Origin of the sequence: Moraxella sp. K1664 (assembly GCF_039693965.1) — a bacterium.
Taxonomy (GTDB): Bacteria; Pseudomonadota; Gammaproteobacteria; order Pseudomonadales; family Moraxellaceae; genus Moraxella.
Genome location: NZ_CP155576.1, coordinates 399,958 through 426,188 on the forward strand (window position 1 = coordinate 399,958; position 26,231 = coordinate 426,188).

The 26,231-nt window shown below is 40.9% G+C and carries 24 protein-coding genes; 5 read left to right on the forward strand and 19 right to left on the reverse strand.

The features are described 5' to 3' along the window. Window positions 1-49 precede the first annotated feature (49 nt). Window positions 50-1,222: a cytochrome-c peroxidase gene (locus AAHK14_RS02195; protein WP_253842422.1), complete on the forward strand. Its 1,173-nt coding sequence runs from the start codon at window positions 50-52 to the stop codon at window positions 1,220-1,222. Window positions 1,223-1,279: 57 nt separating this feature from the next. On the opposite strand, the gene AAHK14_RS02200 is transcribed toward AAHK14_RS02195, so the two are convergent. From AAHK14_RS02200 to AAHK14_RS02220, 5 genes are all read right to left on the reverse strand, one after another. Further along, a complete protein-coding gene (locus AAHK14_RS02200) occupies window positions 1,280-2,098 on the reverse strand; it encodes a putative RNA methyltransferase (protein ID WP_065255978.1) in 819 nt (272 codons plus the stop codon). Between the two features lie 87 nt (window positions 2,099-2,185). Beyond that, window positions 2,186-5,248 carry a hypothetical protein gene (locus AAHK14_RS02205; protein ID WP_065255977.1) on the reverse strand — a complete coding sequence of 1,021 codons (3,063 nt, stop codon included), beginning with the start codon at window positions 5,246-5,248 and terminating at the stop codon, window positions 2,186-2,188. A 15-nt stretch (window positions 5,249-5,263) separates the two neighbouring features. Continuing rightward, entirely contained in the window at window positions 5,264-6,847 is a 1,584-nt protein-coding gene (locus tag AAHK14_RS02210; RefSeq protein WP_065255976.1) for a peptide chain release factor 3, read from the reverse strand. Between the two features lie 88 nt (window positions 6,848-6,935). Continuing rightward, entirely contained in the window at window positions 6,936-7,307 is a 372-nt protein-coding gene (locus AAHK14_RS02215) for a hypothetical protein (protein ID WP_062498929.1), read from the reverse strand. Beyond that, window positions 7,304-7,615, reverse strand: coding sequence for a hypothetical protein (locus AAHK14_RS02220; protein WP_062498930.1), 312 nt, complete (start codon window positions 7,613-7,615; stop codon window positions 7,304-7,306). Before AAHK14_RS02220 ends, AAHK14_RS02215 begins: the two co-directional genes overlap by 4 nt. Before the next feature lie 102 nt (window positions 7,616-7,717). Between AAHK14_RS02220 and AAHK14_RS02225 the strand changes: the two genes are divergently transcribed. After that, window positions 7,718-8,080 (forward strand): diacylglycerol kinase, encoded by a 363-nt coding sequence (locus AAHK14_RS02225; RefSeq protein WP_065255975.1) that lies wholly within the window; start codon window positions 7,718-7,720, stop codon window positions 8,078-8,080. Between the two features lie 57 nt (window positions 8,081-8,137). On the opposite strand, the gene AAHK14_RS02230 is transcribed toward AAHK14_RS02225, so the two are convergent. From AAHK14_RS02230 to AAHK14_RS02240, 3 genes are all read right to left on the reverse strand, one after another. Next, window positions 8,138-8,503, reverse strand: coding sequence for a DUF423 domain-containing protein (locus AAHK14_RS02230; protein WP_065255974.1), 366 nt, complete (start codon window positions 8,501-8,503; stop codon window positions 8,138-8,140). Window positions 8,504-8,520: 17 nt separating this feature from the next. Further along, window positions 8,521-9,372 (reverse strand): RNA polymerase sigma factor RpoH, encoded by an 852-nt coding sequence (gene rpoH / locus AAHK14_RS02235; protein WP_208854347.1) that lies wholly within the window; start codon window positions 9,370-9,372, stop codon window positions 8,521-8,523. Window positions 9,373-9,963: 591 nt separating this feature from the next. Continuing rightward, window positions 9,964-10,326, reverse strand: a complete 363-nt coding sequence (locus AAHK14_RS02240; protein ID WP_065255973.1) for a sulfurtransferase TusA family protein — start codon at window positions 10,324-10,326, stop codon at window positions 9,964-9,966. A gap of 341 nt (window positions 10,327-10,667) precedes the next feature. Between AAHK14_RS02240 and AAHK14_RS02245 the strand changes: the two genes are divergently transcribed. After that, on the forward strand, window positions 10,668-11,354 hold the full coding sequence (locus AAHK14_RS02245) for a YidB family protein (protein WP_062498934.1): 687 nt from the start codon (window positions 10,668-10,670) through the stop codon (window positions 11,352-11,354). Between the two features lie 77 nt (window positions 11,355-11,431). On the opposite strand, the gene AAHK14_RS02250 is transcribed toward AAHK14_RS02245, so the two are convergent. The 10 genes from AAHK14_RS02250 to AAHK14_RS02295 form a co-directional block, all read right to left on the reverse strand. Continuing rightward, entirely contained in the window at window positions 11,432-14,122 is a 2,691-nt protein-coding gene (locus AAHK14_RS02250; protein ID WP_227514700.1) for a putative Ig domain-containing protein, read from the reverse strand. Between the two features lie 47 nt (window positions 14,123-14,169). After that, window positions 14,170-15,114, reverse strand: a complete 945-nt coding sequence (locus AAHK14_RS02255; protein ID WP_304609738.1) for a hypothetical protein — start codon at window positions 15,112-15,114, stop codon at window positions 14,170-14,172. Between the two features lie 221 nt (window positions 15,115-15,335). Next, a complete protein-coding gene (locus tag AAHK14_RS02260; RefSeq protein ID WP_346818219.1) occupies window positions 15,336-15,530 on the reverse strand; it encodes a hypothetical protein in 195 nt (64 codons plus the stop codon). 16 nt (window positions 15,531-15,546) lie between these two features. Next, window positions 15,547-15,966, reverse strand: a complete 420-nt coding sequence (locus tag AAHK14_RS02265; protein ID WP_282667191.1) for a hypothetical protein — start codon at window positions 15,964-15,966, stop codon at window positions 15,547-15,549. Window positions 15,967-15,982: 16 nt separating this feature from the next. After that, the gene (locus tag AAHK14_RS02270; RefSeq protein WP_067006584.1) at window positions 15,983-16,405 is read right to left on the reverse strand and encodes a hypothetical protein; all 423 of its coding nucleotides are present in this window, start codon (window positions 16,403-16,405) and stop codon (window positions 15,983-15,985) included. Between the two features lie 16 nt (window positions 16,406-16,421). After that, on the reverse strand, window positions 16,422-17,012 hold the full coding sequence (locus AAHK14_RS02275) for a hypothetical protein (RefSeq protein WP_282667190.1): 591 nt from the start codon (window positions 17,010-17,012) through the stop codon (window positions 16,422-16,424). 73 nt (window positions 17,013-17,085) lie between these two features. Further along, entirely contained in the window at window positions 17,086-18,969 is a 1,884-nt protein-coding gene (locus AAHK14_RS02280; protein ID WP_346818220.1) for a hypothetical protein, read from the reverse strand. Between the two features lie 12 nt (window positions 18,970-18,981). Then, window positions 18,982-20,007 carry a hypothetical protein gene (locus AAHK14_RS02285; RefSeq protein WP_194092772.1) on the reverse strand — a complete coding sequence of 342 codons (1,026 nt, stop codon included), beginning with the start codon at window positions 20,005-20,007 and terminating at the stop codon, window positions 18,982-18,984. A gap of 115 nt (window positions 20,008-20,122) precedes the next feature. Continuing rightward, a complete protein-coding gene (locus AAHK14_RS02290) occupies window positions 20,123-22,030 on the reverse strand; it encodes a hypothetical protein (protein ID WP_346818221.1) in 1,908 nt (635 codons plus the stop codon). 3 nt (window positions 22,031-22,033) lie between these two features. Then, the gene (locus AAHK14_RS02295) at window positions 22,034-23,038 is read right to left on the reverse strand and encodes a hypothetical protein (protein WP_065256725.1); all 1,005 of its coding nucleotides are present in this window, start codon (window positions 23,036-23,038) and stop codon (window positions 22,034-22,036) included. Window positions 23,039-23,427: 389 nt separating this feature from the next. Here AAHK14_RS02295 and AAHK14_RS02300 point away from each other — a divergent pair, with 389 nt between their 5' ends. Together AAHK14_RS02300 and epmA are read left to right on the forward strand one after the other, a co-directional pair. Then, complete coding sequence (locus AAHK14_RS02300; protein ID WP_065256726.1) at window positions 23,428-24,492, forward strand: 4-phosphoerythronate dehydrogenase; 1,065 nt, start codon at window positions 23,428-23,430, stop codon at window positions 24,490-24,492. Further along, on the forward strand, window positions 24,485-25,453 hold the full coding sequence (epmA, locus tag AAHK14_RS02305) for an EF-P lysine aminoacylase EpmA (RefSeq protein WP_062498939.1): 969 nt from the start codon (window positions 24,485-24,487) through the stop codon (window positions 25,451-25,453). The genes AAHK14_RS02300 and epmA overlap by 8 nt, the downstream gene beginning before the upstream one ends. Here epmA and trmD read toward each other — a convergent pair whose 3' ends face one another. Then, window positions 25,454-26,230: a tRNA (guanosine(37)-N1)-methyltransferase TrmD gene (gene trmD / locus AAHK14_RS02310; protein WP_062498940.1), complete on the reverse strand. Its 777-nt coding sequence runs from the start codon at window positions 26,228-26,230 to the stop codon at window positions 25,454-25,456. Window position 26,231: the final 1 nt, after the last annotated feature.

Here is a 26,231-nt window from a genome sequence, read left to right on the forward strand (position 1 = left end):
ATTTGTTATAAAGGTTCGGCACGCCCCAGCCAATCCTTAGGGGATAGCCATGAAAAAATTAGGTTTGTCAATGATTACCGTCTCGTGCCTACTGGTCGTGTTGGCGGTTGTGTTTATCGGTCTGTTTATGCTGACCGAATACGCCCGAATCCCAAGCCAAAGCGAGCTTGTCGCCACAGATAAGGCAGAGCCTAGCACCGCCAGCACGCCTGCCACCGCACAGGAACTGCACGGAGCAACCACAGTGGAACACCTTGCCAGCATGACAAGTCTGGTCAGCGCTCGCCCTGATGAACCCATCAAACCCATCGCCATTCCTAAGATTGAGAGTCCTGAGATAGTCGCCTTAGGGCAAAAGCTGTGGTTTGACCCACGTCTATCCAAATCAGGCGGACTGTCGTGCAACTCTTGTCATAACCTTGCCATGGGTGGCACGGACAACATGCCAACGTCCATCGGACATAAATGGGCAGAAGGCCCGATTAACTCGCCAACCGTGCTAAATAGTGGCTTGGCGATTGCCCAATTTTGGGACGGACGAGCCAAAACTCTGCAAGAACAAGCCGGTGGCCCGATTGAAAACCCCCTTGAAATGGCGTCTACCCATGACCATGTGGTCAAGGTGCTAAACAGCATTCCTGCTTATCAAGATGAGTTTAAAGGGGCGTTTAGCGACTACACAGACGCCATCACCATTGAGCAGGTAACTCGTGCTTTGGCAAACTTTGAAGACACACTTGTTACGCCCAACAGTCGCTTTGATAAATGGCTCGCTGGCGATGACAATGCCATCAATGAGCAAGAATTGCGTGGTTATCAAACCTTTAAACAGTCAGGCTGTGTGGCGTGCCATAATGGCGAACTGCTTGGCGGTGGCTCATTCCAAAAATTTGGCGTATTTGAGCAGTACACCACCAAAAACCTAGCCGAAGGTCGCTTTGCGGTAACAGGCAAGCCCGAAGATAAAATGCTCTTTAAGGTGCCAACGCTTAGAAACATTGAGCTAACCTACCCCTACTTCCATGACGGTCAAGTCAATTCGCTCGAAGAAGCGGTGCAAATCATGGGTAAAATCCAGCTTAATAAAGAGTTTACGGACGCAGAGACAGCGGACATCGTGGCGTTCTTAAAAACACTCACAGGCGACCAGCCCAAGTTCCAATACCCACACCTACCACCGTCCAACCCCAACACCCCATTACCCAACCCATTTGGGAAATGATAAACAAAAAATAAGGCAGTCTGATGATTGCCTTATTTTTTATTACTTTAATGGCTTTTAAATTGCCCTTTTAAACAAATACACACAAAAACTTGCCCTAACATCAAACCTATCCTGTGCCTTTAACGCCATTTTGCGGTCAAGTTTGGCTTTATAGGTATAAGGGGTCATATCTATCAAATTATTTAGGCTTTGGTTATCAAGGCATAAATCAGCGTCTATTTGCCATTCATTGATTAGCCCAAATTCAGGGGCAAGTTCATCGATAAATTTGGCAGGATTATGCGGATTGACAGTGTCAAAGAGCTTCTCACGCATGGCGTGCAGGTGCATGGGAGCAGGGGTTGCCACAAGCAGATGACCGTTTGGTTTTAACACCCTTAACATCTCAGCCTTTGGCAAGGGGCTAAATAGACTCGTGCAAATATCCATGCTCCCGTCCGCCACAGGTAACACCGCCCCTGTACCGACCACCCAAGTGATGTGTTTGCCGATGTCGGTGTTTTTATAAGTTTTGGAGGCAGTGATAATGGCGGTTTTGGCGATGTCAAGCCCGATGACTTGGGCAGAGCGTGCCATGCGAGCGGTGTAATAGCCTTCGCCACAGCCGATGTCCAGCACCGATATTGGGGTAAGCTCATCGATGATTTGCCCGACTTTGTCCCTTAGCGGTTCATAAAATCCACCCGCCAAAAACCGTCTGCGAGCCTGCACCGATGTGGCGGTGTCGCCTGCGGTGTGGCTGTTTTTGTGTTGAACCACGTGCAAATTGACATAGCCGTCCTTGCTAATGTCATAGCTGTGGCGGTTTTGGCAGGCATAGGTTTTGCCGTGTAAGGTTAGGGGCGTGTGGCAGATTGGGCAAATTAAATTCATAACTATCACTTCGTTGCATTGTGTTAATTTTTATATAAAATTAACACAATGCAATCCAAACAAGATCTCCTTGGATAATGCAAGCATTCATTGTTTCAAACAAGCATTAAATATTTCATCAATTTCTTGTTTGCTCTTTGGATTATTCTTTGCACCCCTCTCTAAAGCTTCATTCCAAAAATCCAATAGGCTCATTCTTTCATCAACAAATTCTATCAACTCATTGTATTTTTGTTCAACACTTTCCCTTGTTATATTAACATTGTTTTTTTGCAAATCTTGGAACGTGGATTCTACCAAGAAATCATAATTATGCTTCTTACTAATACATAATTCATCTTTTTCCCAAAATAGGAAGTAAGGTAGAATTAAAAATGACTCTGAAAGATTTTTATTTTCTTTTCCTGCAATATTTAAATGAGCCTCACTGCGACATGCCAGAAGTTTAAAATGACCCATATCAAATTCATCCAGCATATCTTGATTAATAATAATTCTATTATCATATCCACTAATAGCATATTGAACTGTTCTAACAATTAAATTATTATTACTGTTTTCCTTGGTAAAATGATAAACACCAAAACTTGATTGATTCGGATAATTTATTATGCCTCCATTTTTACACCACTCTTTTTTAAAAATTTCAAAAAATAAATTATAACATCCATAACTTTCTGTTATAATTAAATCATTCCTATCAATATTTTTTGAAATATCATCAACATTGCCATGATTGATCAGATAAAAATTTTTCACCTCTAGGAGTTTCTTAAAACTATTCTTATCTTTTAAGGAATCACCAAAGAAAGTCTTTGACTCATTGAAAAATTTAAAATTATCCCAATTGTCACGGGGTTTCAACATTTCTGGCTCATCAAGCATTTGCAAAATAATGTCAAATGCTTGATGAGGAATGTGCTTCTTGATTGCTTCGGAGTTTGAAGATAATGCGGAGTATAAAGCTTTTTCTAAAAAATTATCACTGTATATGATATTTTCTAAAAAATCTTTTTTCCATTTATTTCTATCCAAGCCTAAGGCCTCTTTTGCATCAAAGCCATAAAAATCGAATGAGAAATCAAAATAATTTGTAAATATATCATCAACTTTTTGACCTTTAAAAAATGTTAATCCTCTTGAAGTTCCAAAATCTTCTAATGATTCAAAATTAGTTTTCAATAAATGTATGTAAAAATTAAATTCTTTACTCCAATAAAGATTTCCATCATTATAAACTTGATAATCATATTTTTTCTTATTAAATTTAAAATATGCAGAAGATGAAATTATGATTTGTTCTATTTTTGCAAAAATATCCAATACGCACAAATAATCAAAAGCAGGACTCTTGATAACATCATAATTTTTTTGAATATCCGAAATTATAGAATTAAAACCTTTATGTCGATTAAAAGACAATCCTGATTCATTAAATTTTTTCCCACGCCTATCAAGGTTAAGTCGCAACATTAACTTGGTGCCATACTCTCTTTTTACATGTTCGACTTCAGAAATACGCTCTACGAAACAATAACCTTGATTGCTTGATAGCGGCGAGTTCATCTCTATCTTATAAGAAGAATTATCCACGATACTGGTAGTTTCTATTAGAATCTTGTTATTTTCAGGCTTTCCGTCTTTTAATAACAAAAAGGCACTGTGCAATCCTATGCCGAACGCCCCAGAAGGTCTCATCCAAACTGGCATATCTTGAATTAGTCTTTTCTTTTCAATATTGCGACTAGAACCTGCAATTTTTTGCATATATTCCAAATCTTTTAAACTAATCCCTGTACCTCTATCGGTGATAGATAACTGCCATAGACTGCTATCAGAATTATTATCATCTGCAATTTTTATAAAATCAATATCTATAGGGTACTGCTCTAGTATCTTTTGAAAATCATCGTGAAAAGGATGTAAATTATCTGTTATCTTTAAATTATTTTTACGAACACCATGCTCTATCCATATTCTCAAATAGGTTGCATCTATTGCATTTTGGATAAGCTCTCGATAAATATTGGATTCACCACTATATAAGTTACTACCCTGCAATAACTCTGTTACATTCTTTTCATCCAGTTGAAATTTCATTGGTTTACCACTAAGTAATACCTTAGATGATTGCATCCGAACATCTAATTTTTGAATGGTTGGCAATAAACCAAATTTGCGATGTGGAACGATATTTTTCCATTGCGACATCTGGTTTTGCATTTCTTCTTTAATCCAACCAAACCAATTTTGAGTTTCAATAAAAGAATATTCATCAGGACATTCAGCCGTAATACTCACAGTTTGATTATCCAGTTGAAACTCTCGAATAGCAAGATGTTTATGGTAATGCGTTTCGCTTAACGTTGGTATGGCAACAGGCTGTTTTCTCATGACAGGACAAAAACGATTGTCATCTATATCAAATAAATCACCTAATCGTAACAAACATGCAACAAATCTCGGATGACAATTTTCGGTTCCCATGCCCGTTTGTCGATAAGGTAACTCGCTCATGACTTGCTCAAAGCTCGTACCATGAGCCAAACAAATTTGACCCAAATAACGATAGAGACGTTGGGGTAATAATTCGGTTCGTGGCGAATTAATATTTAGGTCTTTAAAAGGGTCTAAAGCAAACTGCTGTGAACGTTCAGGATGTTTTCGACGGTACCATTCAGCCATGAGTTGGCGATATTTTTCTGTACCTAGCATAGGATTGTCATACATAGCAAGTGCTTGTTGCCAGCCTTTTGTTTGCCATGTTTTGGCAAATTGATGCAAATCTTGAGCATTGTCATTGGCTAGCATATCCAGATATTCTATGAAATCCCTATTATGAATAGCCTCTTGGGCTTGTTGACCACTAAATAGCATACCAACATCATGCCAATAAGCCGACTCCAATAGTAACCAAGTATCTGTTGCGGATAATAAATGAATATTATCACCAAGCAGTCTCTCAATGTTTACCAAAATTTGATGTGAGTTCGATTCATTATGATTGCTAAAATGCGGATAGTAGCTGGCAATATTCTCTAGTGCCTTGCCTACCAATTTTTGATCAAACTCCCACTGAGCCAACAAGATACTTGTATTGCTATCTTTGTTGGTTTTGTTTTTTAGATGCTCAATAAAACCTGCACTCATATCATTACTCCTTAATCAATGCTCCCTTGTCGCCCGAAATTCCACTTCTGGATACCGCTCTTGCATAAGTTGCAGATTGACACGGCTTGGGGCAAGGTAGGTGAGATATCCGCCACCATCCACCGACAACTGGTCGTGGGCTTTTTTCTTGAATTTTTCAAAGGCGACTTTATCATCCGAGTGTACCCAACGCACGGTTGCGATACTAATCGGCTCAAAGGTGCATTGCACCTTATATTCTTCTAGCAAACGGTGTGCCACCACTTCAAATTGTAGCACGCCCACCGCCCCCAAAATCAGGTCGTTATTGATTTGGGGCATAAACACTTGGGTCGCTCCTTCCTCGCTAAGCTGTTGTAAGCCCTTTTGTAATTGCTTGGATTTCATCGGGTCTTTTAGCACCACACGGCGAAACAGCTCGGGGGCAAAGTGTGGAATGCCTGTAAAATTCAAGGTCTCGCCACTTGTGAAGCTATCGCCAATCTGTATCGTACCGTGATTGTGCAAGCCAATGATGTCGCCAGCATACGCTTCTTCTAAGGCTTCACGGTCGCCCGCTAGGAACATGAGTGCGTCCGACACTCGCACTTCTTTACCAATACGCACATGGTTCATTTTCATGCCACGCTCGTATTTGCCCGAACACACTCGCATAAAGGCGACACGGTCTCGGTGCTTGGGGTCCATGTTGGCTTGGATTTTAAAGACAAAGCCCGTAAAGGCAGGCTCGTCCGCTTTGACGGTACGTTCTACCGCCACATGGTCTTTTGGGGGAGGAGCGTATTGGGTCAGCACGTCCAAAATCATGTTTACGCCAAAGTTACCCAACGCCGTACCAAACAAGACAGGCGTTTGTCGTCCTGCCAAAAACTCGTCCACGTCCCAGTCTTCGTATGCCATTTGGGCAAGTTCAATGTTGTCCATAAACTCATCCCACAAAATCTGCCCAAGTCGTTCCTTGATGTCGGCATGGTCGTAACCGTCTCGGCTCTCGATATCCGTGATTTGTGAGCCAAAGCCTTTTTTATAAAAATAAGTCTTGTTATCCACAAAACTATATACGCCCACAAAATCCTGCCCCATGCCAATGGGATAGGCAAATGGCACGCATTTGATTTTTAGGACGCTTTCAATCTCATCAAGCAGGGCAAGCGGATTTTGGATTTCACGGTCAAGTTTATTGACAAATGAAATAATGGGCGTATCACGCATACGGCACACTTCCATGAGCTTAATCGTTCGCTCTTCCACGCCTTTGGCTCCGTCAATGACCATAAGAGCAGAATCCACAGCAGTCAGCGTGCGGTAAGTATCTTCTGAAAAGTCGGCGTGTCCGGGGGTGTCTAGTAGATTAACCACATGATTTTTATAGGGAAATTGCATGACCGATGTCGTGATAGAGATACCACGCTCCTGCTCCATGCTCATCCAGTCGCTCGTGGCGTGGCGGTCGGCTTTACGTCCACGCACCTCGCCTGCTACCTGAATTGCCTTGCCCCACAGTAGGAGCTTTTCGGTCATGGTGGTTTTACCTGCGTCGGGGTGCGATATGATAGCAAAAGTTCTGCGTTGGTTGATTTCTTGGGATAATTGGCTCATGGGAATTTCTTAATAAAATAAAACGGTTATTATACTTGAAAAGGGGGAAATGGGCAAAAACTAAACATTAAAAAACCGCCACAAGCGGTCAATCATAAGTCAATTTATCCACACTTGGCAATACAAAAGGTGGGTGGGTGCTAATATCCACCAGCACAATCACATCATTGTAGTGGCAATAATGCAGGATATATTCGCTCGTAAAATCGCCATTGGTTTGCTTTACATAGCACGGCACGCCCAAATGATAATGCCAAAGACAATATTTTTGGGCAAATTTGGCGTGCTGATGTTCTTTTTTGGTGTGGGGGTTGGGTGGGGCGGACGATTTATTGCGACCTTTTAAGTCTTTTAGACCGTTGGTTTGCACATGAATAGCAAAATCCAAAACCGCATTACGTAAGTCATCATCAAAACTTAAATAGTTATTTTCCAACCAATTGACAAAAACCACTTTCATACTACCGTCCTTTGCTCCGAGTGTTTGGATAGATTTTCTCTTAACCAAGCTGACAAGCCTTCTCTATCAAGCCCTTGCGGTAGTACCAAGCCATTTTTCAATGCCTCCTCTTTGCTTTCAAAACCTTTTAAGCGTTCTTTCATAACTTCCATATCAAAAACGAGTACATCATCTATGTGTTTTGGTATATCATTATCCAAAGTGGTTTTGATGGCATTTAAGATATAATCATTGACACTTACGCCTTGTTTTTCGGCGGTGGCGATGATGACTTCTTGTAGTTGTGGGGGTAGGTCTAGGGTAATCATCGTATCGTTTCTCTTGAAATTTTAATCATTATCCCAAATTCTGAGATTTTGTCAATATTGAAAAAGTGCTATAATCAATCGCCAATCCACAGGAAAAAAACCATGTCCGAATTTAACAAAACCAAAGGGCTAAAACGCATCATCAATACGCTGTCGTACTCCAAAGACGGCTTTAAGGTGGCTGTCAAAGAGCCTGCGATTTTTCAGCTCATTATTTTGCATTTGCCTTTAATGGGATTGGCATTATGGTTGGATTTTGCCTTGGCGGTTAAGATGATGCTCGTGGCAGGGTCGTTTTTGTCGCTCATTGTGGAATTTTTTAATACCGCCTTAGAAGCTGCCGTTGACCACACGTCCATGGAGCATCACCCCCTTGCTAAAATCGCCAAAGATGTCGGCTCGTCCGCTCAATCTCTGGCACTCATTTTGGTGGCAGTGCTGTGGGGCATGGCGGTGTTTGGATAAAACAAAAAGAGCAAAAACCATTTGCCCTTTTATCATTATTAATCATTAATCAACCCATCAGCCATCCGACTTTTTAACAAAAACCAACATCAGCCAGCCGATGATAAGTAGCGTTCCGCCCATTGGGGTTATCGCCCCAAGCCATCTAGGCATTCCCAGTGCCATCAAGTAGAGCGTGCCACTAAATATGACAATGCCTATTTGTAGGGTTATGGCAACCTTATGAATGCGATAGGTAGATACCGCCCCTAGCACGCCCAACGCCAATATCCCCAAGCCATGCACGAACAGATAAAGCGTGGCAGTCTGCCAAATATCAAGCTCGTAAGGCGTGGCGGTTTTCTTTAAGCCGTGAGCCCCAAACGCTCCAAGTGCTACCGCTGTCGCAAGGTTCACGCCTGCTACTTTTATCCAGTTTATCATTTGTTCGTCTGTTCGTTCTAATCAAAGAGCATGTTATCAATGGTCATCGCTTCACGGATTTTATCCATGGCGTTTTTCTCAATCTGACGCACCCGCTCGGCTGAGATGTTATAGACCGCCGCTAAGTCATGCAAAGTGGATTTTTGGTCGGCAAGCCAACGCTGAGTGATGATGTCCCGGGAACGCTCATCCAAGCCGTCCATCGCTTCTTTTAGGGCGGTGGTCGTATTCTCTTCCCAGTCGGCATCTTCGACCATCTCGGCAGGATTGACCCCATCTTCTAAAAAAAGCTGGGGAGCATAACGCCCATCTTCATCATCAGAGTCTTGTAGCTCAAAGGACGCATCATAACTGGTCAAGCGTGATTCCATTTCTAGGACTTGCTTGACCGTGACGTTTAGGTCTTTGGCGATGGCTTCGGCTTCTTCTAAGGTGAGCTGATTGCTTGATTTTTTAAGGCTACGCAAATTAAAAAACAGCTTGCGGTGGGCTTTGGTGGTGGCAACTTTGACAATCCGCCAATTTTTGATGACAAATTCATGAATCTCCGCCTTAATCCAATGCACCGCAAAGCTCACAAGGCGTACGCCCTTGGTAGGGTCAAAGCGTTTGACCGCTTTCATAAGCCCCAAATTACCTTCTTGAATCAAATCCGCCTGCGACAGACCATAACCTGAATAACTGCGTGCAATGTGTATCACAAACCGCAAATGACTCATGACCAGTAGCCGTGCCGCTTCCACGTCGCCATCTTGATAGTACCGCTCGGCAAGCTCTCGCTCTTCGTCGGGGGTTAGGATAGGAATCTGATGTACGGTATTGATGTACGCCCCCAAATTCACCCCTGGGGCGGTCAAATTGGTGGGCATGGCAGGCACCAAATCCTTGGTGGCGACATCATAGCGTGGTACGGCACTGGGGGCATGACTGGCAAGCACAGGGGCAAGGCTTGCCCTATCATGGGACTGCCCATCTGTTTCTAATTCATGCTCTGACTCATCCAATGCCAGCTCATCAGCGTCATCATCAATCTCATGAAAACCATCTAGTTCGTCTAATTCATCAGATAACAACTCATCAGACAGTATCTCATCAGAAAAACCGTCAAGCTCATCTAATCCATTATCCAGCTCATCTTCATCTAACGTATTAGATGACTTAAAATCACGCTCATCGGCATAATCACCGCCATAATCGTCAAAGTCATCAAAACCATCATAATCATAATTTTTGGGCATGTTTTCTTTCTACCAACAAATCATCAGTTTAAATATCGCCCCATTTTAAGCCGAAATCCGCCCAAATGCTAGCGGTTTTTACAGCTTTTTGTTAGGACGTGTGAACATTGATAACATTTATTAACATTTGGTGAAATTTTATGAATTTAAATTATTTTTGCATGAAAAATGGGCGATTCCCTTGCTTTTTAAATGAGTATTTTTCATGGCAAATACCAACACTCAACACATTCTAATCAAAAAGTGAAAGATGGTATCTGTTTGCCCATACGCCCACGTCTTGACCGTCAGCCCGTTTTTATGGCAATACGCCACAAGGTCGGTTTGTGAATTTTTATCGGTGGCAAGCAGATACAAGCCCCGCCCTGCCCCCACATCTCGCAAGGTTACTTTTGCCTTTAACAAAGGCATGGGGCAAGGCAGACGGCGTGCATCAAAAAAATGACTGACACACGCCACGTCATCGGCAGTTATCACATGCTCGGTCAAGGCAAAGTGCAAAGCATCCGTCATATTAACATCATCTGCCACATCAGCAGGCACAATGTCATCAATAAGGTCAAAAACAGCAGATAAATCGGTCATGGCAATCGCTCAAAAATGGGCTTAAAAAATGGCTCAAAAACAGCTTAGAATAACCCATCATGGGGACAAATCCATGCCTTTGCAAGATAACCATAGAGCAAATCCTAGTTTGGATAATGTCCGCATTATTTTTTATAAGCCAAATCGTTATGTTTCTTATGTCAATTTTTGGCATGGTGTAAAATAAAACAGACACCACTATAAACAAACCCACGTCGCTTAATAATTCATCTATTTACAAAAACCTTTAATAAAAATAACGCAGGTTCACTAAAATTCTGATAAGATAATGCATGATTTGGCAATTTCGCCAATATTTACTTTATTTGATAGGATACTCCATGAGTTTATTACAAAACATCATCACCCAAGTCGCCCAAAACGCCCTAACAGGTGGTCAAACCCAACAGCAAAACAGCGGGCTTGGTGGCATGCTAGGTAGCGTACTTGGCGGTCAATCCCAACAAAACAGCGGTTTGGGCGGTATGCTTGGGCAAGTGGTGGCAAGTCAGCTTGGCGGTGGTCAAGCCCAAGGCGGGCTAGGCGGTATGCTAGGCTCGCTCCTAGGCGGTGGACAGACTCGCCAAAACGTCCCTGCCAGTGACCTAGGCAGTGTGTTGGGTCAAGTGCTTGGCAGTCAGTCCGCCCAACAAAAAGGCGGGTTTAACAAAAATACTCTACTCCTTGCTCTTATCCCCATCGTACTGGGCTATATCCAAAAAAATGGCGGTCTGTCAGGCGTGCTTGCCAAATTCCAAGGCAACGGACTGGGCAATAAAGCCCGATCATGGGTAAACATCGACACCGATAATGACGGACTTGACGCCCAAGACGTGATGAGTCTGTTCGGTAAAGATGAGATTAACCGTGCCTGTCAGCAAACAGGAGCCAGCGAGACAGAAGTCTGCCAAGGCATTGCCGAGCTACTACCACAAGTAATGAACGACCTAACCCCCAATGGCGACCTAGCCACCGAAAACGAAGCCAATGCCGAGATTAGCCAGATTCTAAAACAACTGCAAGGTTAATCAGCACAATCCGCCATCAGCAGACTGCAAAAAGAGTGTTACTAAACACTCTTTTTTAACACCCTTAGCCTTAAACCTTAAATAACCACATCCGCCATCTTGATAATCTCATCATACCCAACAAACTTATCATTAATGTAGATACGCTCTATGTTGGGAACATGGGGTTTTTGGCTTGCTATGATACTGTTTGATTTGAAATAATCTTCAATAATAATGCCATCATCATTTTGCCTGACATCGATAAGCAGATGATTACCTTGTTTAATAAAGCCCAAATCAGACAACATCAGCCCCGAAATCTTTAAGATATCGAGCCCACCAACATCACGAATCGTGTCTAGACCATCGCCTTTGTGATACAGATAAGTATCATTGCCATAGCCACCGATAAGCAAGTCGTTATCGAGTCCGCCAATTAAGGTATCATGACCAAATCCACCGATTAGCGTGTCATTGCCACGACCGCCACTTAGGACATCATCCCCTGTCAGACCGTTGATGGTATTGGCTTTATCATCACCTGTGATGTCATCAGCACCGAGCTTGCCCACATATCGCTTACCACGAATGGTAGGATCGAGCGTAGGAGTGATGGGCAGGACAGGCTCTGGCATCACGATGGGTTCACTGCCTTTGATGGTAAAGCTGGCATTGGTGCTGACACTCTGACCGAAGCTGTCTGTCGCTGTCACGGTAATATCATGCATGCCAATCTCTGTGGTCGCAGGGTCTATGATAAGATGGTTGTTGTCAATGTAGACACCGCTCAAAGAATTTGTCGATAGCGAATAACTTAACGCATCACCATCGTTATCAACAAACAGCTTATCTAGACCTATCCGAATCATGGCATCATCTTGGCTTAGCACAAGCGGTAGAGTCAAGGCAGAGACGAGCGTTGGTCGCTCATTCACTCTTAGTGTGAAGCTGGTATTGGCATGCTCGCCCTTGGGGTCGGTAGCGGTCAATGTGATGTTAAACACCCCTTTATCAGGTGCTTTACCTGTCAGCATCTTCGTAGCAGGGTCAAAATGCAGCCCATCCGCCCCTTGGATGCTATACGTCAGCTCATCACCATCAGCATCGAAGAATACCTCGCCAAGACCGAGTGCGATGTCTCGCTCTGCCAACACCATCTGGTCAGAGACGGGATTATGAACGATGGGAGCGGTGTTCTTAACTTCTTTGGCGAGTATCATGCCCAGCAGAATGTCATCCGCATCGCCTTTCGCTACTGGCGTATCCTTGATGGTGATGGTTGCCCCAGCGTCTTTGACCGTGATGATGTACTCACTGCCTTTCTTATCCAGTCTATTGCCCTCATCATCAAAATAAATGTCTTTGAAGTTGGTATCAACCACCCATGTCTTGCCCGCCCAGTTTTTGCCATCTACAATCAACTGACCATTATTGTCCGCATCAATGATGGTTTTGCCATCTGCCTCTGTTTTGATGTCTTCTAGGTCAAACACATAAGTATCATTCCCTTTGCCACCAATTAGCCTATCTCGTCCTGTACCGCCTTTTAGCGTGTCATTCCCTTCGATGCTTGCATCTCTGTTGTCATCACCCCATAGGATGTCATCACCCTTACCACCATCTAGATAATCATTACCATACTGACCGATGACAAGGTCATCCCCTGCACCGCCATATAGAGTGTCATTGGCATGTTTTGATTCAAAAGCATGCTTATCATAACTTAGCTTCACTTCTTCATGTGGCGTGATGGTATAATCACCTTTGTCTGCATCTATCGTAAGTGTCCATTCAAAGGTTATGGGGTCTCTATAATAGGCACTTGGCTGTTTGTCCTGTATGTGCTTACCCTTGTCATATCTATGCTCGATGGACAAGGTATTGCCCTGTCTGAATACAGGTCTGCTATAAACACCACCCGGCACGAGCGGATGAATACCGCCACCGATGGTCATCTCATAGTCAATGCTTGACGAGTTAAATATGGTCTTGGACTTCGTGCCATACCTAATATGCCCATCACCCAATATCACATCATCACCGCCACCACCATAGATGATGTCACTGTCCGCCCCACCTTGTAGGAAGTCTTGGTTTGCACCACCATGAATCACATCATCACCTCGTCCGCCCAATGCCCAATCACCTTTTTTGTTGTTATGGGTGTTGTTGGGATTATTTGAGTCGGTATGTATCGGTGTTTTACCATTTGATTTATACTCATGATCCACCCAAATAATGTCATCGCCAATACCGCCTGCAATCAGGTCGTTACCCTCTCCACCGATGATTAAATCTTTATCGACACCGATAAGGTTACCTTCGCTGTCCTTTTCTGGTTTTGGTAGTCTTGTGCTATCTTCGGGTTCAAAGTCATAAAAGTTAGGCGAACCTGATATAACATCATTACCTGCCCCACCTCTGATAACATCCGCCATATCGCCACCGAATATCAGGTCATGCCCATCACCTGCATCGATGTTTAGGTATTTTCTGCCTGTGCCAAAGATGGTGTCAGTCTTGTTTGAACCATAGATATCAAGATAATCGGTGGGGAATCCGCCTGTGTAGATGTTAGAGAAGTATTTGTCATCTGCCTTGATGGTGTAGGTGCGATTTTTATCAATGTCTGCTTGACTGTCGCCTAAGATGATAGAAAGGGCTGAATATGTGGTGTCTCGCTTGGTGGAGGTAAGGAAGAAGTCTTTGATGGTAACTCGGTCAGCAGGAGAATCAGTAGAAGTAATTAATAAATCATTTACCCCTTTGATGGCAGTATATAGCACATTCCCTGCACTGTCTTTGGCTTCCCATATGCCTGATGAGCCTTGTTTTAGGACAAAGTCTGTGGGTAGGGGTTTGTTGTCAAAGAGAATACGTCCTTTGCCGTCGGCATCAAAGATGGTGTCGTGGGATTGGATGTGATAGGTGTCAAATCCGTCTCCGCCAAGCAAATTATCAGCACCTTCGCCACCGAGAGGGTGTCGTTGCCTGTGTCTCCGTCTAATACATCACTCTTTGAGCCACCATATAGCGTGTCATTGCCTGCACCACCATAAATTCGATAAGCATCATCAAAGAATTTTCTAGGGTCAATCACATCATTGGCTGGTTTGCCATCTGCATCACCCATAAACTCGGTAGGGTCAGGTGTTACCCAGTTTTGCAAATACTCAGGCACAAAGTTATCAAAGACATCTAACAATGGCTTAATTAACACAGGCCAGTTTTCCAAAGTTAATAACGCACCGTCTAATAAAAAGTTATCAATCTCACTGGTGTGAATGACCTGCTTGTCATTCCAATCAGGGTGGCTATTCATGGAGTTACTGGTGGTGGTTGCATAAAAAGATACCACATTAAACACGATATTGGCAGGATTAAATTTAATGGCTGGCACTTTACCCACAAAATCCAACATCGTATCAACCAGGGCGGTCATATCGGCGAAGATGTCAATAACGAGAGATTTACTAACATAGCCGTTATTGTTTTTGCTTTCATCGCCAAGTTTAACAAAACTCCCTCCAAGCCTATCAAATATTTGATACATTTTATTAACATCCACCACCTTAGCAATTTTTTGAAAAGCAGAAGACTCGGTATGAGCTTTTAAAATACCGATAAAATCTGAAAGAAAAAGCTGAGCCGAGCGAGCAGTCTCCTCTGTATTGCTTTGGCTAAAGCTATTAAAGCCAGACCAAATATTATTAACAGCACTGACAGTGCCTAAAAAACCATCGGTTTGGTGTTGGGTTGGAACTTGAATTTTAGACATAGTAGTCTCCTAGGGTTGGTTAAGATAATCGTATAAATAAAACTTTTTAAAGCCAAATATGTTATAGACTTCAATATATTGGACTTTTTTGCACACATCAGGCTCCACAGTTAAAAGCCCTTTGAAATCTTGAGAGAGTGGAAATCTTGACCACTCTTCGCTTTTGATTGTGGCTATGCCTTGTAATGGCAATATGTGCCTATCTATATGTGAGTTATTATTTATTTGAATAATGGTAGCATCAGAATTTCTTTCTTTTTTGTACCCACCACATAAGCACAAGCCTCTTTAAACTCGCCTTTTTCTGCTTTTGTTACTGCAATATAAGGAAAGATGACATAATCACCAAGCGTTCTTGAGCCTATTAGCAAGAGTGCAACAGCAAAGCAAATTCTACCAAATGTTTCGTTTGTCATTATAAAAAACTCTAAGTTATGTTTTTGGTGCTTGTTGGTTAAGATAATCGTATAAATAAAATTTTTTAAAGCCAAATATGTTATAGACTTCGACATATTGGACTTTTTTGCAGGTATTGGGTTCTACGGTTAAAAGACCTTTGTAGTTTTGACCAAGTGGAAATTTGAGCCATTCATCTCTTTTGATTGTAGCCAAAAACTGAATTGGCATTATATCTCTACTTTTGTATTCTTTGCCATCTATGCTAACGATAGTGGTATCAGAATGTTTTTCTTTTTTTGTACCTATCACATAAGCACAAGCCTCTTTAAACTCGCCTTTTTCTGCTTTTGTTACTGCAATATAAGGAAAGATGACATAATCACCAAGCATTCTTGAGCCTATTAGCAAGAGTGCAACAGCAAAGCAAATTCTACCAAATGTTTCGTTTGTCATTATAAAAAACTCTAAGTTATGTTTTTGGTGCTTGTTGGTTAAGATAATCGTATAAATAAAACTTTTTAAAGCCAAAGATGTTATAGACTTCAACATACTGGACTTTTTTGCAGGTGTTGGGCTCTATAACAACAAAAGATCTATGCTTGGCACGAATTGGAAAATTATTCCATTTGTCTCTATAAAAAAAAGATGCACCTGTGGTTGGAAATATATCGTATTCATCATAAAGTCGATTACTTAATTTAATAACAAACTGCTCAGCACTCCGTGTTGTTTTTTTCTTGTCAACCACATAAGCACAAGCCTCTTTAAACTCGCCTTTTTCTGCTTTTGTTACTGCAATATAAGGAAAGATGACATAATCACCAAGCGTTCTTGAGCCTATTAGCAAGAGTGCAACAGCAAAGCAAATTCTACCAAATGTTTCGTTTGTCATTATAAAAAACTCTAAGTTATGTTTTTGGTGCTTGTTGGTTAAGATAATCGTATAAATAAAATTTTTTAAAGCCAAAGATGTTATAGACTTCAACATATTGGACTTTTTTGCAGGTGTTGGGTTCCACAATCATGAAAGAATGATATTTTGTTCGAATTGGCAAATCACCTTTTTTATCTTCATTAAAAAAAACAGCACCTATTTTTGGCAGTATATCAAATTCTTTAAAATTATTATTTTCCAATTTAATAACAAACTGCTCAGCACTCCGTGTTGTTTTTTTCTTGTCAACCACATAAGCACAAGCCTCTTTAAACTCGCCTTTTTCTGCTTTTGTTACTGCAATATAAGGAAAGATGACATAATCACCAAGCGTTCTTGAGCCTATTAGCAAGAGTGCAACAGCAAAGCAAATTCTACCAAATGTTTCGTTTGTCATTATAAAAAACTCTAAGTTATGTTTTTGGTGCTTGTTGGTTAAGATAATCGTATAAATAAAACTTTTTAAAGCCAAAGATGTTATAGACTTCAACATATTGGACTTTTTTGCAGGTGGCTCGTAGGTTAGGTTTCGTTGTCTCAACAAACGATTGACGACAGATATCATAACACAACCACCATACAACTTATAATAATTATTAGTATCATTCAAATAAACAAAATGTATGGGTGATTTTTATTTAACTTCTGAGAGTAGATTGGAAAACGATATTTTTTCTATACATTTGTGGCAACGCCTTCCCACCAAACATCATCACACCCTTACCATCAGCATCAAAGATGGTGTCGTGGTCGGAGATGTGGTAGGTGTCGTAGCCTTGACCGCCTTCTAGGTAATCGTTACCTTTGCCACCGATTATAATGTCATGACCTGCACCACCGAATAGGAAGTTGTTGTTATCGCCTGTATCTTTGGCTTTGATGGTGTCATGACCAGTGCCACCGAAGATCACTTGGGTGTTGTCATTATAAGTATCAATATTGCCATGATGTCCATCTAGGCTGGTTTCATTAACACTGATGTTTTCAGCCAAATCTTGATAGTTGTATTTATTTTGGATAAACTTCCCTGTCATTTTATCCATCATGACCGACATCATCTCGGCTCGTTTTTCTAGGTAGATTGGTGTTAGACCATTAGGATTGGTTTTGGCATGATACAGGTCAAGCTCGCCATTTGGGTTGTGTTTGGTGTGGTCAATATCCATTAGGATAAATGGATTGAGATTGACAAGGGCGTAGCGGTAGGCAAGAGCGGTTTCATCATCACCTTGGCTTAGGGTAAATAGTTCTTCTGTATCTTCCAAGCCTTGTAAGATGTTCAATAACTTACCGCGATATTCCTTAAATAACGGATAACTACCCTCCATGTGTCTAATGAGCTCTTCTGCACCTGTGATGTTCTCGGCATCATCCTTGCCTGATACTGCCTTATAGAGCTTTTTATAAGATTTTAAAGCTTTGTCAAAATCCATGCTCTTATAGTCATCAGAGCCAAATAAGATGGCGGTATCTTCTGTGATGACAGATTGACCCTGTTCATTGACAAAGTTACCCAATATCATGGTGTTAAAAGCAATGACGGCGTTAAGCTCGGTGCCTGTTAGGTGTTGGAAGATGGTGGAGTAGGCAGTATCTGTAAAGTTGATGAAACTCTCCATTTCGTAGAGTTCTTTGCCAAAAACTTTCTCAAATCCTGTTGTAAATATTAGCTCACCAAAAGCATAACCAACTTTATAACTAACATCTGTCAAGACACCCGTAATAAATCCACGAGATAAAACACCCAATACACCTTTGGCTGATAAAGCAGGAACTTTTTGAGCCAAATCCTCAAGATATTTTAACCCATCAGATTTTATAATATTACTTAAGCTAATTAACCCTGCTTCTGCACCATAGACCGCCCCCGCCGTACCCTTAACAAAAGAATCTCCTGCAAATTTTGGTATTAAATTCATCACATCTTTTAGATAGTCTTGTTGACTACTTTCATCTTTGGGTAACTTCTCATCAATGGTACTATAAATAAGTTTGATATAATCATTGTATTTAAACAAGTTATCCATGCTATCATTAAAAAGTTTGCCATAACCTTGACCAACAAGTTTATCAAGTGTAGTCGTTAGGTCGTCTTGTTTGACATTGATATTAATGCCTTTGCTGTCAGCAAGTAGTTGCACTTCTGTTTTAAAATTAGCAACAACCTCTTTGAAATGTGCATTCATTTCTTTAAAATTAGAGTGTTTAGACAGATTGGAATTCTGAAAAGCATTCAGATGGGCTTGCAGTTGATCTGCTTTAATCGCCAGCATTTCAATTTGAATAATATCAGGATACCGATATTTAGTGTTTTCCACCATATTGGTATCACTCAAATACTTTAAAGAAGTTTCAAATGCAACTTGAGAAATTATCTTTGAAAAATTGCTAGAAGCAACCTCCCAAAGTGTTTCATAATAATTGTTATCATCATCGGTGATAGAGCCAAAGGAATGTTTTTCAAGAATTTTTCTTACTTCTTCAATATAGAAAGAATCAGCTAGACCAGTTAAATTACTCATAAAAATACCTCGTTAGGTTGGTTGAAAGAACTGTTTGATAAAATTAATAATATTTAAAATAAGTTTTTTACTCATTTTAAGCCATGAAATAAGTATAAGAACACTAATGACAGCAAACACAAAACAAAAATTCAAATAAAAGCTATCAATCCATATCACTATATTCATGGACATTCTAGCAGAAATTTCCAAGCTTTGAATTAGCAAAATAGTGCCAACAATCATTAGAACACAAAAAAACGCCAAAAACGAAACCCATAAATAAGATTTTAACAAATCGCATAAATTTCGGTATTCTTCTTTTACCTTAAACCGATTTATTCCACTCCAACCAATTGATCTATATAATAACATGTGTATCGATATAAAAATTAATGGAGCATTAATAAATCTAAAAAAATGAAATAAAAGGGCTGATTTGCCAAATTCAGAATCCAAAAATTCGGTTTCCGATTCATACATTGTATGCAAAATCTTGTCGCTTGACAACCCAATATCTAAGTCAAACAACTTCCTATCCACATTCAATGGTGGTAAATTGGTATTCCCTCTCACCCACTCCACAATCCCCATCACCCAATCAGGTTGCCACACCAGTGTCAAATCCTTAACCCATGCTGAGATAAAAAACACTTCAAATAAAAAGTATGACCCCAAAAACACCAATGCCCACCGTTGGATGGGTCGCATTGCAAGCTGTCCTGTTTCATTGAGATAAGCAACGACTTCTTGACGGTCGTCATCGTCTAGTTCATTTAGATGGGCATTGAGTTCTTGCTCTCGTTTGGCGGTGTGGGTTTTTGAAAAGAAAAGCTTAAACCAAAAGGGACAAAGTGCCATCATGGTACAGATAAATAGATAAAAGACAAAATTAAAGAACAGATTTTGTTGTAAGCTAAATCCTTGTAATTCAAAGCCTAAAAAGATAAACCCAACAAAGAACCAAAAACAGATGATAAGAGCATAATAAAACAGATTGTCTTCATACAGACGATTAGAGACAAGCCAGTCAGCAATGGTGTCGGTGTGGTGGGGCATGGGGTGTCATCCATGATAAGTTTGATAAAATATAGGGATTGTTTAGAGTGATTATGATAGCATTATGTAAATGAGATTGGTACTTATTTTTACGTTGGTTTACAAAATATCATGGTTAGGCAATATTTTGGTAGACTAAGTCATTGACTTCTCTGATGGCAGTATATAGCACATTGCCTGCACTGTCTTTGGCTTCCCATATGCCTGATGAGCCTTGTTTTAGGATAAAGTCTGTGGGTAGGGGTTTGCCATCAAAGAGAATACGTCCTTTGCCATCAGCATCAAAGATGGTGTCGTGGTCGGAGATGTGGTAGGTGTCGTAGCCTTGACCGCCTTCTAGGTAATCGTTACCTTTGCCACCGATTATAATGTCATGACCTGCACCACCGAATAGGAAGTTGTTGTTATCGCCTGTATCTTTGGCTTTGATGGTGTCATGACCAGTGCCACCGAAGATCACTTGGGTGTTGTCATTATAAGTATCAATATTGCCATGATGTCCATCTAGGCTGGTTTCATTAACACTGATGTTTTCAGCCAAATCTTGATAGTTGTATTTATTTTGGATAAACTTCCCTGTCATTTTATCCATCATGACCGACATCATCTCGGCTCGTTTTTCTAGGTAGATTGGTGTTAGACCATTAGGATTGGTTTTGGCATGATACAGGTCAAGCTCGCCATTTGGGTTGTGTTTGGTGTGGTCAATATCCATTAGGATAAATGGATTGAGATTGACAAGGGCGTAGCGGTAGGCAAGAGCGGTTTCATCATCACCTTGGCTTAGGGTAAATAGTTCTTCTGTATCTTCCAAGCCTTGTAAGATGTTCAATAACTTACCGCGATATTCCTTAAATAACGGATAACTACCCTCCATGTGTCTAATGAGCTCTTCTGCACCTGTGATGTTCTCGGCATCATCCTTGCCTGATACTGCCTTATAGAGCTTTTTATAAGATTTTAAAGCTTTGTCAAAATCCATGCTCTTATAGTCATCAGAGCCAAATAAGATGGCGGTATCTTCTGTGATGACAGATTGACCCTGTTCATTGACAAAGTTACCCAATATCATGGTGTTAAAAGCAATGACGGCGTTAAGCTCGGTGCCTGTTAGGTGTTGGAAGATGGTGGAGTACAGAGCCTCAAATTCGTCGGCGTAGATTTCGTAGGCGGTTTGACCATCGTAGAGATATTCAAACACATCATTCCAAATCCACTCACCAACTGCATAACCAGCCTTATAGGACATATCTGTCAAGATGCCCGTAAGCACGCCACGAGCGGCAATACTAACCAAATTTTTGGCACTTAGTACAGGTATTTTTGATAAAAGCCCAGAATCCAACCCATTGTTGATAAATCTGTCAGCAGGTCCAGCCAGTTGAGAACTATAGGTTATCCAATTCATAATGTAGTTGCTGACATTTTCGCTATCAGCAGTATTTACATCTTGAACTGACATTCTGACAAATTCTGTATAATTAAAAATTTTTCCCAATAAATCAAAAACATTTGCACTAACTTCTGTATGACCAAGTACTTTGTCAAAAATTGCCTTTGGGTCATCCGTTGGATTAATCCCTAAGTCTGGATAAGTTTTAGCTATATTCTTAATGCCATCATTAATGACTGACAGAGATTTTATGACTTCATTTTTTTGAGCCATTAACAGTTTCTTGCTTTCACCAAAATTTTTTTCTAATTGGCTGTTTATTTCTTGCAACATATGAATCTTACTCCATTTGTCGGTTGCAAGTTGTATGGCTCTATCGTAGCCATTTGGTAAATTTCTGGCAAATTTCTCCAAATCAAGATTTGCTTTTGCAGCATAGAATAATATACCCTCTCCAATGGCAGCAAAAGTAATTTTGGGTAACTGACTGGCAAGTATTGCAGCTTGCTCATCAGCTGTGGATTTTCCATCATTAAGCTCTGAACCAACCGTTCTATTGGCAACAGAGCTACGAAAAGCATCCAATAAATAGGAAGCAAAACCACCTTTTTGTTCAATAGCATTACTCATGAATTAACTCCTAAATAGATTAATAAAAGGACGAAATATTAAACACAACCACCTGTACGAAATATGCAAACCAAACACATAACACAGATAAAAAAGATTCCAACCAAAAACATCAAGCCAACCTAGTTTTCCTGAGATAATGGGCAAGATTCTCATATCAAAATTCATACCTACTATGATAGCCAATATGCCAAGTAACATTACAAAATTCATAAATAACACCAATGAAGAAACCCAAATAAATCCCCAGACTTCAGAACTGGCACGACGCATTAAGTGATCGCCACTTATCCAACCAAACATTTTCCAAAATACCAGACACAAGGAATATATGACAGGCACAAAAGAAATCAGCTTGATAAAGCTCATAAACATTGCTGACTTACCAAGTTCGGAATTTAAAAAAAGCTTACCATCTTGGTAATAATCATATAACAAGTTACTTTTTGTAATGAATGCATTAAAAGAAAAGAAACTACCTCCATTTGCGGATACAGACACCACTGTTGAATTAGACTTTACCCACTCTATGATAGCAAGCACCCAATCAGGTTGCCATATCAGTGTCATATCCTTTATCCAAGCAGACACAACAAACAGCTCAAACAAGGCATAACAGCCAACAAATAGCAATGCATAGCGTTGTTTGTTGGTGGGTAGGGTATGACCTTGCTCTTGTATCAAATCGCAGACAATTTCTTTTTCTTCATCGGTTAGCTTTTCTTCTATTTCTCGCTCTAAGGTATCTAGGTATCTTTTATATTTGTTGGCTTCATAGGTGTTACAAAATATGATGAGACTGGTTATCATCAGTAGGCACACAGTCAAATACCAAACAAAATTAAGCAATAGATTTTGGGTAGAGCTAAAACTGCCTATCTCAAAACCCAGACTAACGAAACCTACTATTACCCAAAAAATAATAATCAAGGTATAATAAAAAATATGAACTTCATATAAACGATTGGACATAATCCAATCTTTGATGGTGTCGTGAGAGTGGGGCATGGGGTGTCATCCATGATAAGTTTGATAAAATATAGGGATTGTTTAGAGTGATTATGATAGCATTATGTAAATGAGATTGGTACTTATTTTTACGTTGGTTTACAAAATATCATGGTTAGGCAATGTTTACAAGCCATCGATGTCTACGGTGTCGCTTTTATCAAAACACCTTTAAATACATGCATATTTTTAAATTGATGTCGGTGATTCTGTGTTATAATAAAACGAGAACTTCATCCAAGCCGTGCTTACAAGTCAGCTTTTGTGTCCAGCCATTAAATACATCAATTCCGATAATTATTGTCACACTCATAACACCGCTTTAATGTTTAGCATCTACTCATCATTTACCAACCCAACCACACCCATCCTGCCAAAGGCACGACCCCATGACAACCATTTTAGCCGATGAAAACATCGCCCATTTGGACGATTATTTTTGCCATGATAATACCACGCTTATCAAATTAAAAGGGCGTGAGATTGACCAATCCGCCATTGACAGGCATAATCCAACCGCCCTACTCATTCGCTCGGTAACGCCCATCAATGCCGACGCCATTGCCAATCCTAATAATATTAAATTTATCGGCTCGGCAACGATTGGTACAGACCATGTGGATAATGATTTTATCCAAAAACACCATATCCATTTTGCCAATGCCAAAGGGTCAAGCAAACATTCGGTTGCCCAATACGTCATTACCGCCCTTTTAAGAAAATTTCCCAATTTAATCCATAAAAAAATCACGCTGGGCATTATTGGCTTGGGTAATATCGGAGCAACGCTTGCCAAATACGCCAAAGACTTAAATTGGGAGATTTTGGGATATGACCCTTATTTGCCAACATCGGACATTAATAATGCAAGTTTTAATGAATTATTGGCAAATAGCGATATTATCTCTATTCATACGCCATTAACAAAAACGGGTGATTATCCCACTTATCAATTATTTAATCATTCTGTTTTTAAACAATTAAAAAACAACGCCATTTTAATCAATACCGCTCGGGGCGAGATTATCAATCAAGATGATTTATTATGGGCAATGACTAATAAAAATCTGAATGTAATACTAGACGTATTTCCTTTTGAGCCAACCATTGATAAGGCACTGCTTGATAACCTTGCCCTTGCCACGCCCCACATCGCAGGCTATACCTTAGACGGTAAGTTGCGTGGGACAGAAATGATTTATCAGGCGTTTTGTGAGTATTTTAATTTGCCTATTTTACAAAATATGGATAAGTTATTACCGCCCAATCATTACCATTGGCAAACATTAAAAAATGAATTATTAAAAGGCAATACCGATATCTTAAAAAGCTATTATGACATTTTAAAAGATGACAATGAGTTACGCCACATTTGCACCGATAACGTACATGGGGCGGATTTTGATAAATTAAGAAAAAACTATGACTTAAAAAGAGAATGGCTTTATGACTAATACCGATTACCGCCCAAGCATGACCTTAGATTTGGCAATGAGTAAAGCTGAGATGATTGGCGATATTCGTCAGTTTTTTAAAAATCGGGACGTATTAGAGATTACCACACCCATACTATCCAATCATGGCAATACCGATATTTTTATAGAAAGCGTGAGCGTTAATTTTAAACAAGCTGGCAAATTAAAAACAGGCTATCTACACACATCGCCAGAATTTGCCATGAAAAGAGTATTGGCGGATTATCAAATACCGATTTATCAAATTTGTCAGGTGTTTCGTGATAATGAAAAAGGGCATAAGCATAATATAGAATTTACCATGTTAGAATGGTATCGTCCGCATTTTAGTTTGGACGATTTGGCAAATGAATTAAATGCTCTCATCGGCGTGGCACTGCATAAAAATCTGCCCTTTAAAACCTATCGCTACACCCAAGCCTTTATGGATATGCTCGGCATTCACCCCTTTTCTGCCGACATTGAGACATTACAACAAACGGCATTAAAGCAGGGCATTAACCTAGATATGGGCGATGATAAGCAAGGTTGGCTGGATTTGTTATTTAGTCATGTGATAGAGCCGACTTTGGGATTTGATTTGCCGACACTCATCACCGATTATCCTGTGGCGACTGCGTCTTTGGCAAAAGTGGCGACAGACGTGGACGGACATGCCGTTGCCAAACGCTTTGAGCTATATATCAACGGCATAGAGATTGCCAATGCTTATGATGAGCTTGCCAGTGGCGATGAGCTGTATCGGCGATTTACGCAGGATAATATTGAGCGGGCAAAACTAGGCTTGCCAACCATGCCGATTGATACAAACCTAATCCGTGCGTGCGATGACTTACCGCCATGCAGTGGCATTGCGTTGGGGCTTGACCGTCTGTTTATGGTGCGTGAGAGACTGACTGACATCAGCGGGGCGGTGATAATGATGACGGATAGGGCATGACTATTCATCCAAATCCCCCAACTCATCTATCTCCCCCAGCCACTTCGCCTGCTCTTTGGTGGGTTCAAACTGCTCCCACAAGTCAGGGCGACGCTCTTTGGTGCGTTTGACTTGCTCTAAAAACCGCCATTTGGCAATGTTGGCATGATGACCTGAAAGCAGGACATCAGGGACTTTTTTATCCTTAAAAATCAAAGGCTTGGTATAGTGGGGGCAGTCTAGTAGCCCATCGACAAAGCTGTCTTCTAGGGCGGACTTGTCATCATTCATCACGCTTGGCAGACGGCGAATGATGCTATCCATCAGCACCATCGCTGGTAGCTCGCCCCCTGTCAGCACATAGTCGCCAATGGAAATCTCGCCATCGACATAGGCACTAAGTAGCCTTTCATCAATGCCTTCATAACGCCCACAGAGCAGTATCATGCCATCAAGCTGGCTACATTCTACCACCGTCTTTTCATCTAGGGTCTTGCCCTGTGGCGACAGATAGATGACAGGGCAGGTAGGATTATCCTTACCCACGCTCCCAAAATGCTCATCGGCTAAGGCTTTGGCGTGTAATATCGCCTGCTCCAACGGCTCGGCAAGCATGACCATGCCCGGCCCCCCGCCAAAGGGACGCTCGTCAATCCGCCGATAGTTGTCCGTGGTAAAATCTCTGGGGTTAATGGTGTGTATCACCACCTGCCCCCGCCCCACCGCACGTCCTGTAATGCCGTACTCTGTGGTCGCCCCGAACATCTCAGGCAAGATACTAATGACCGCAAAAAACATA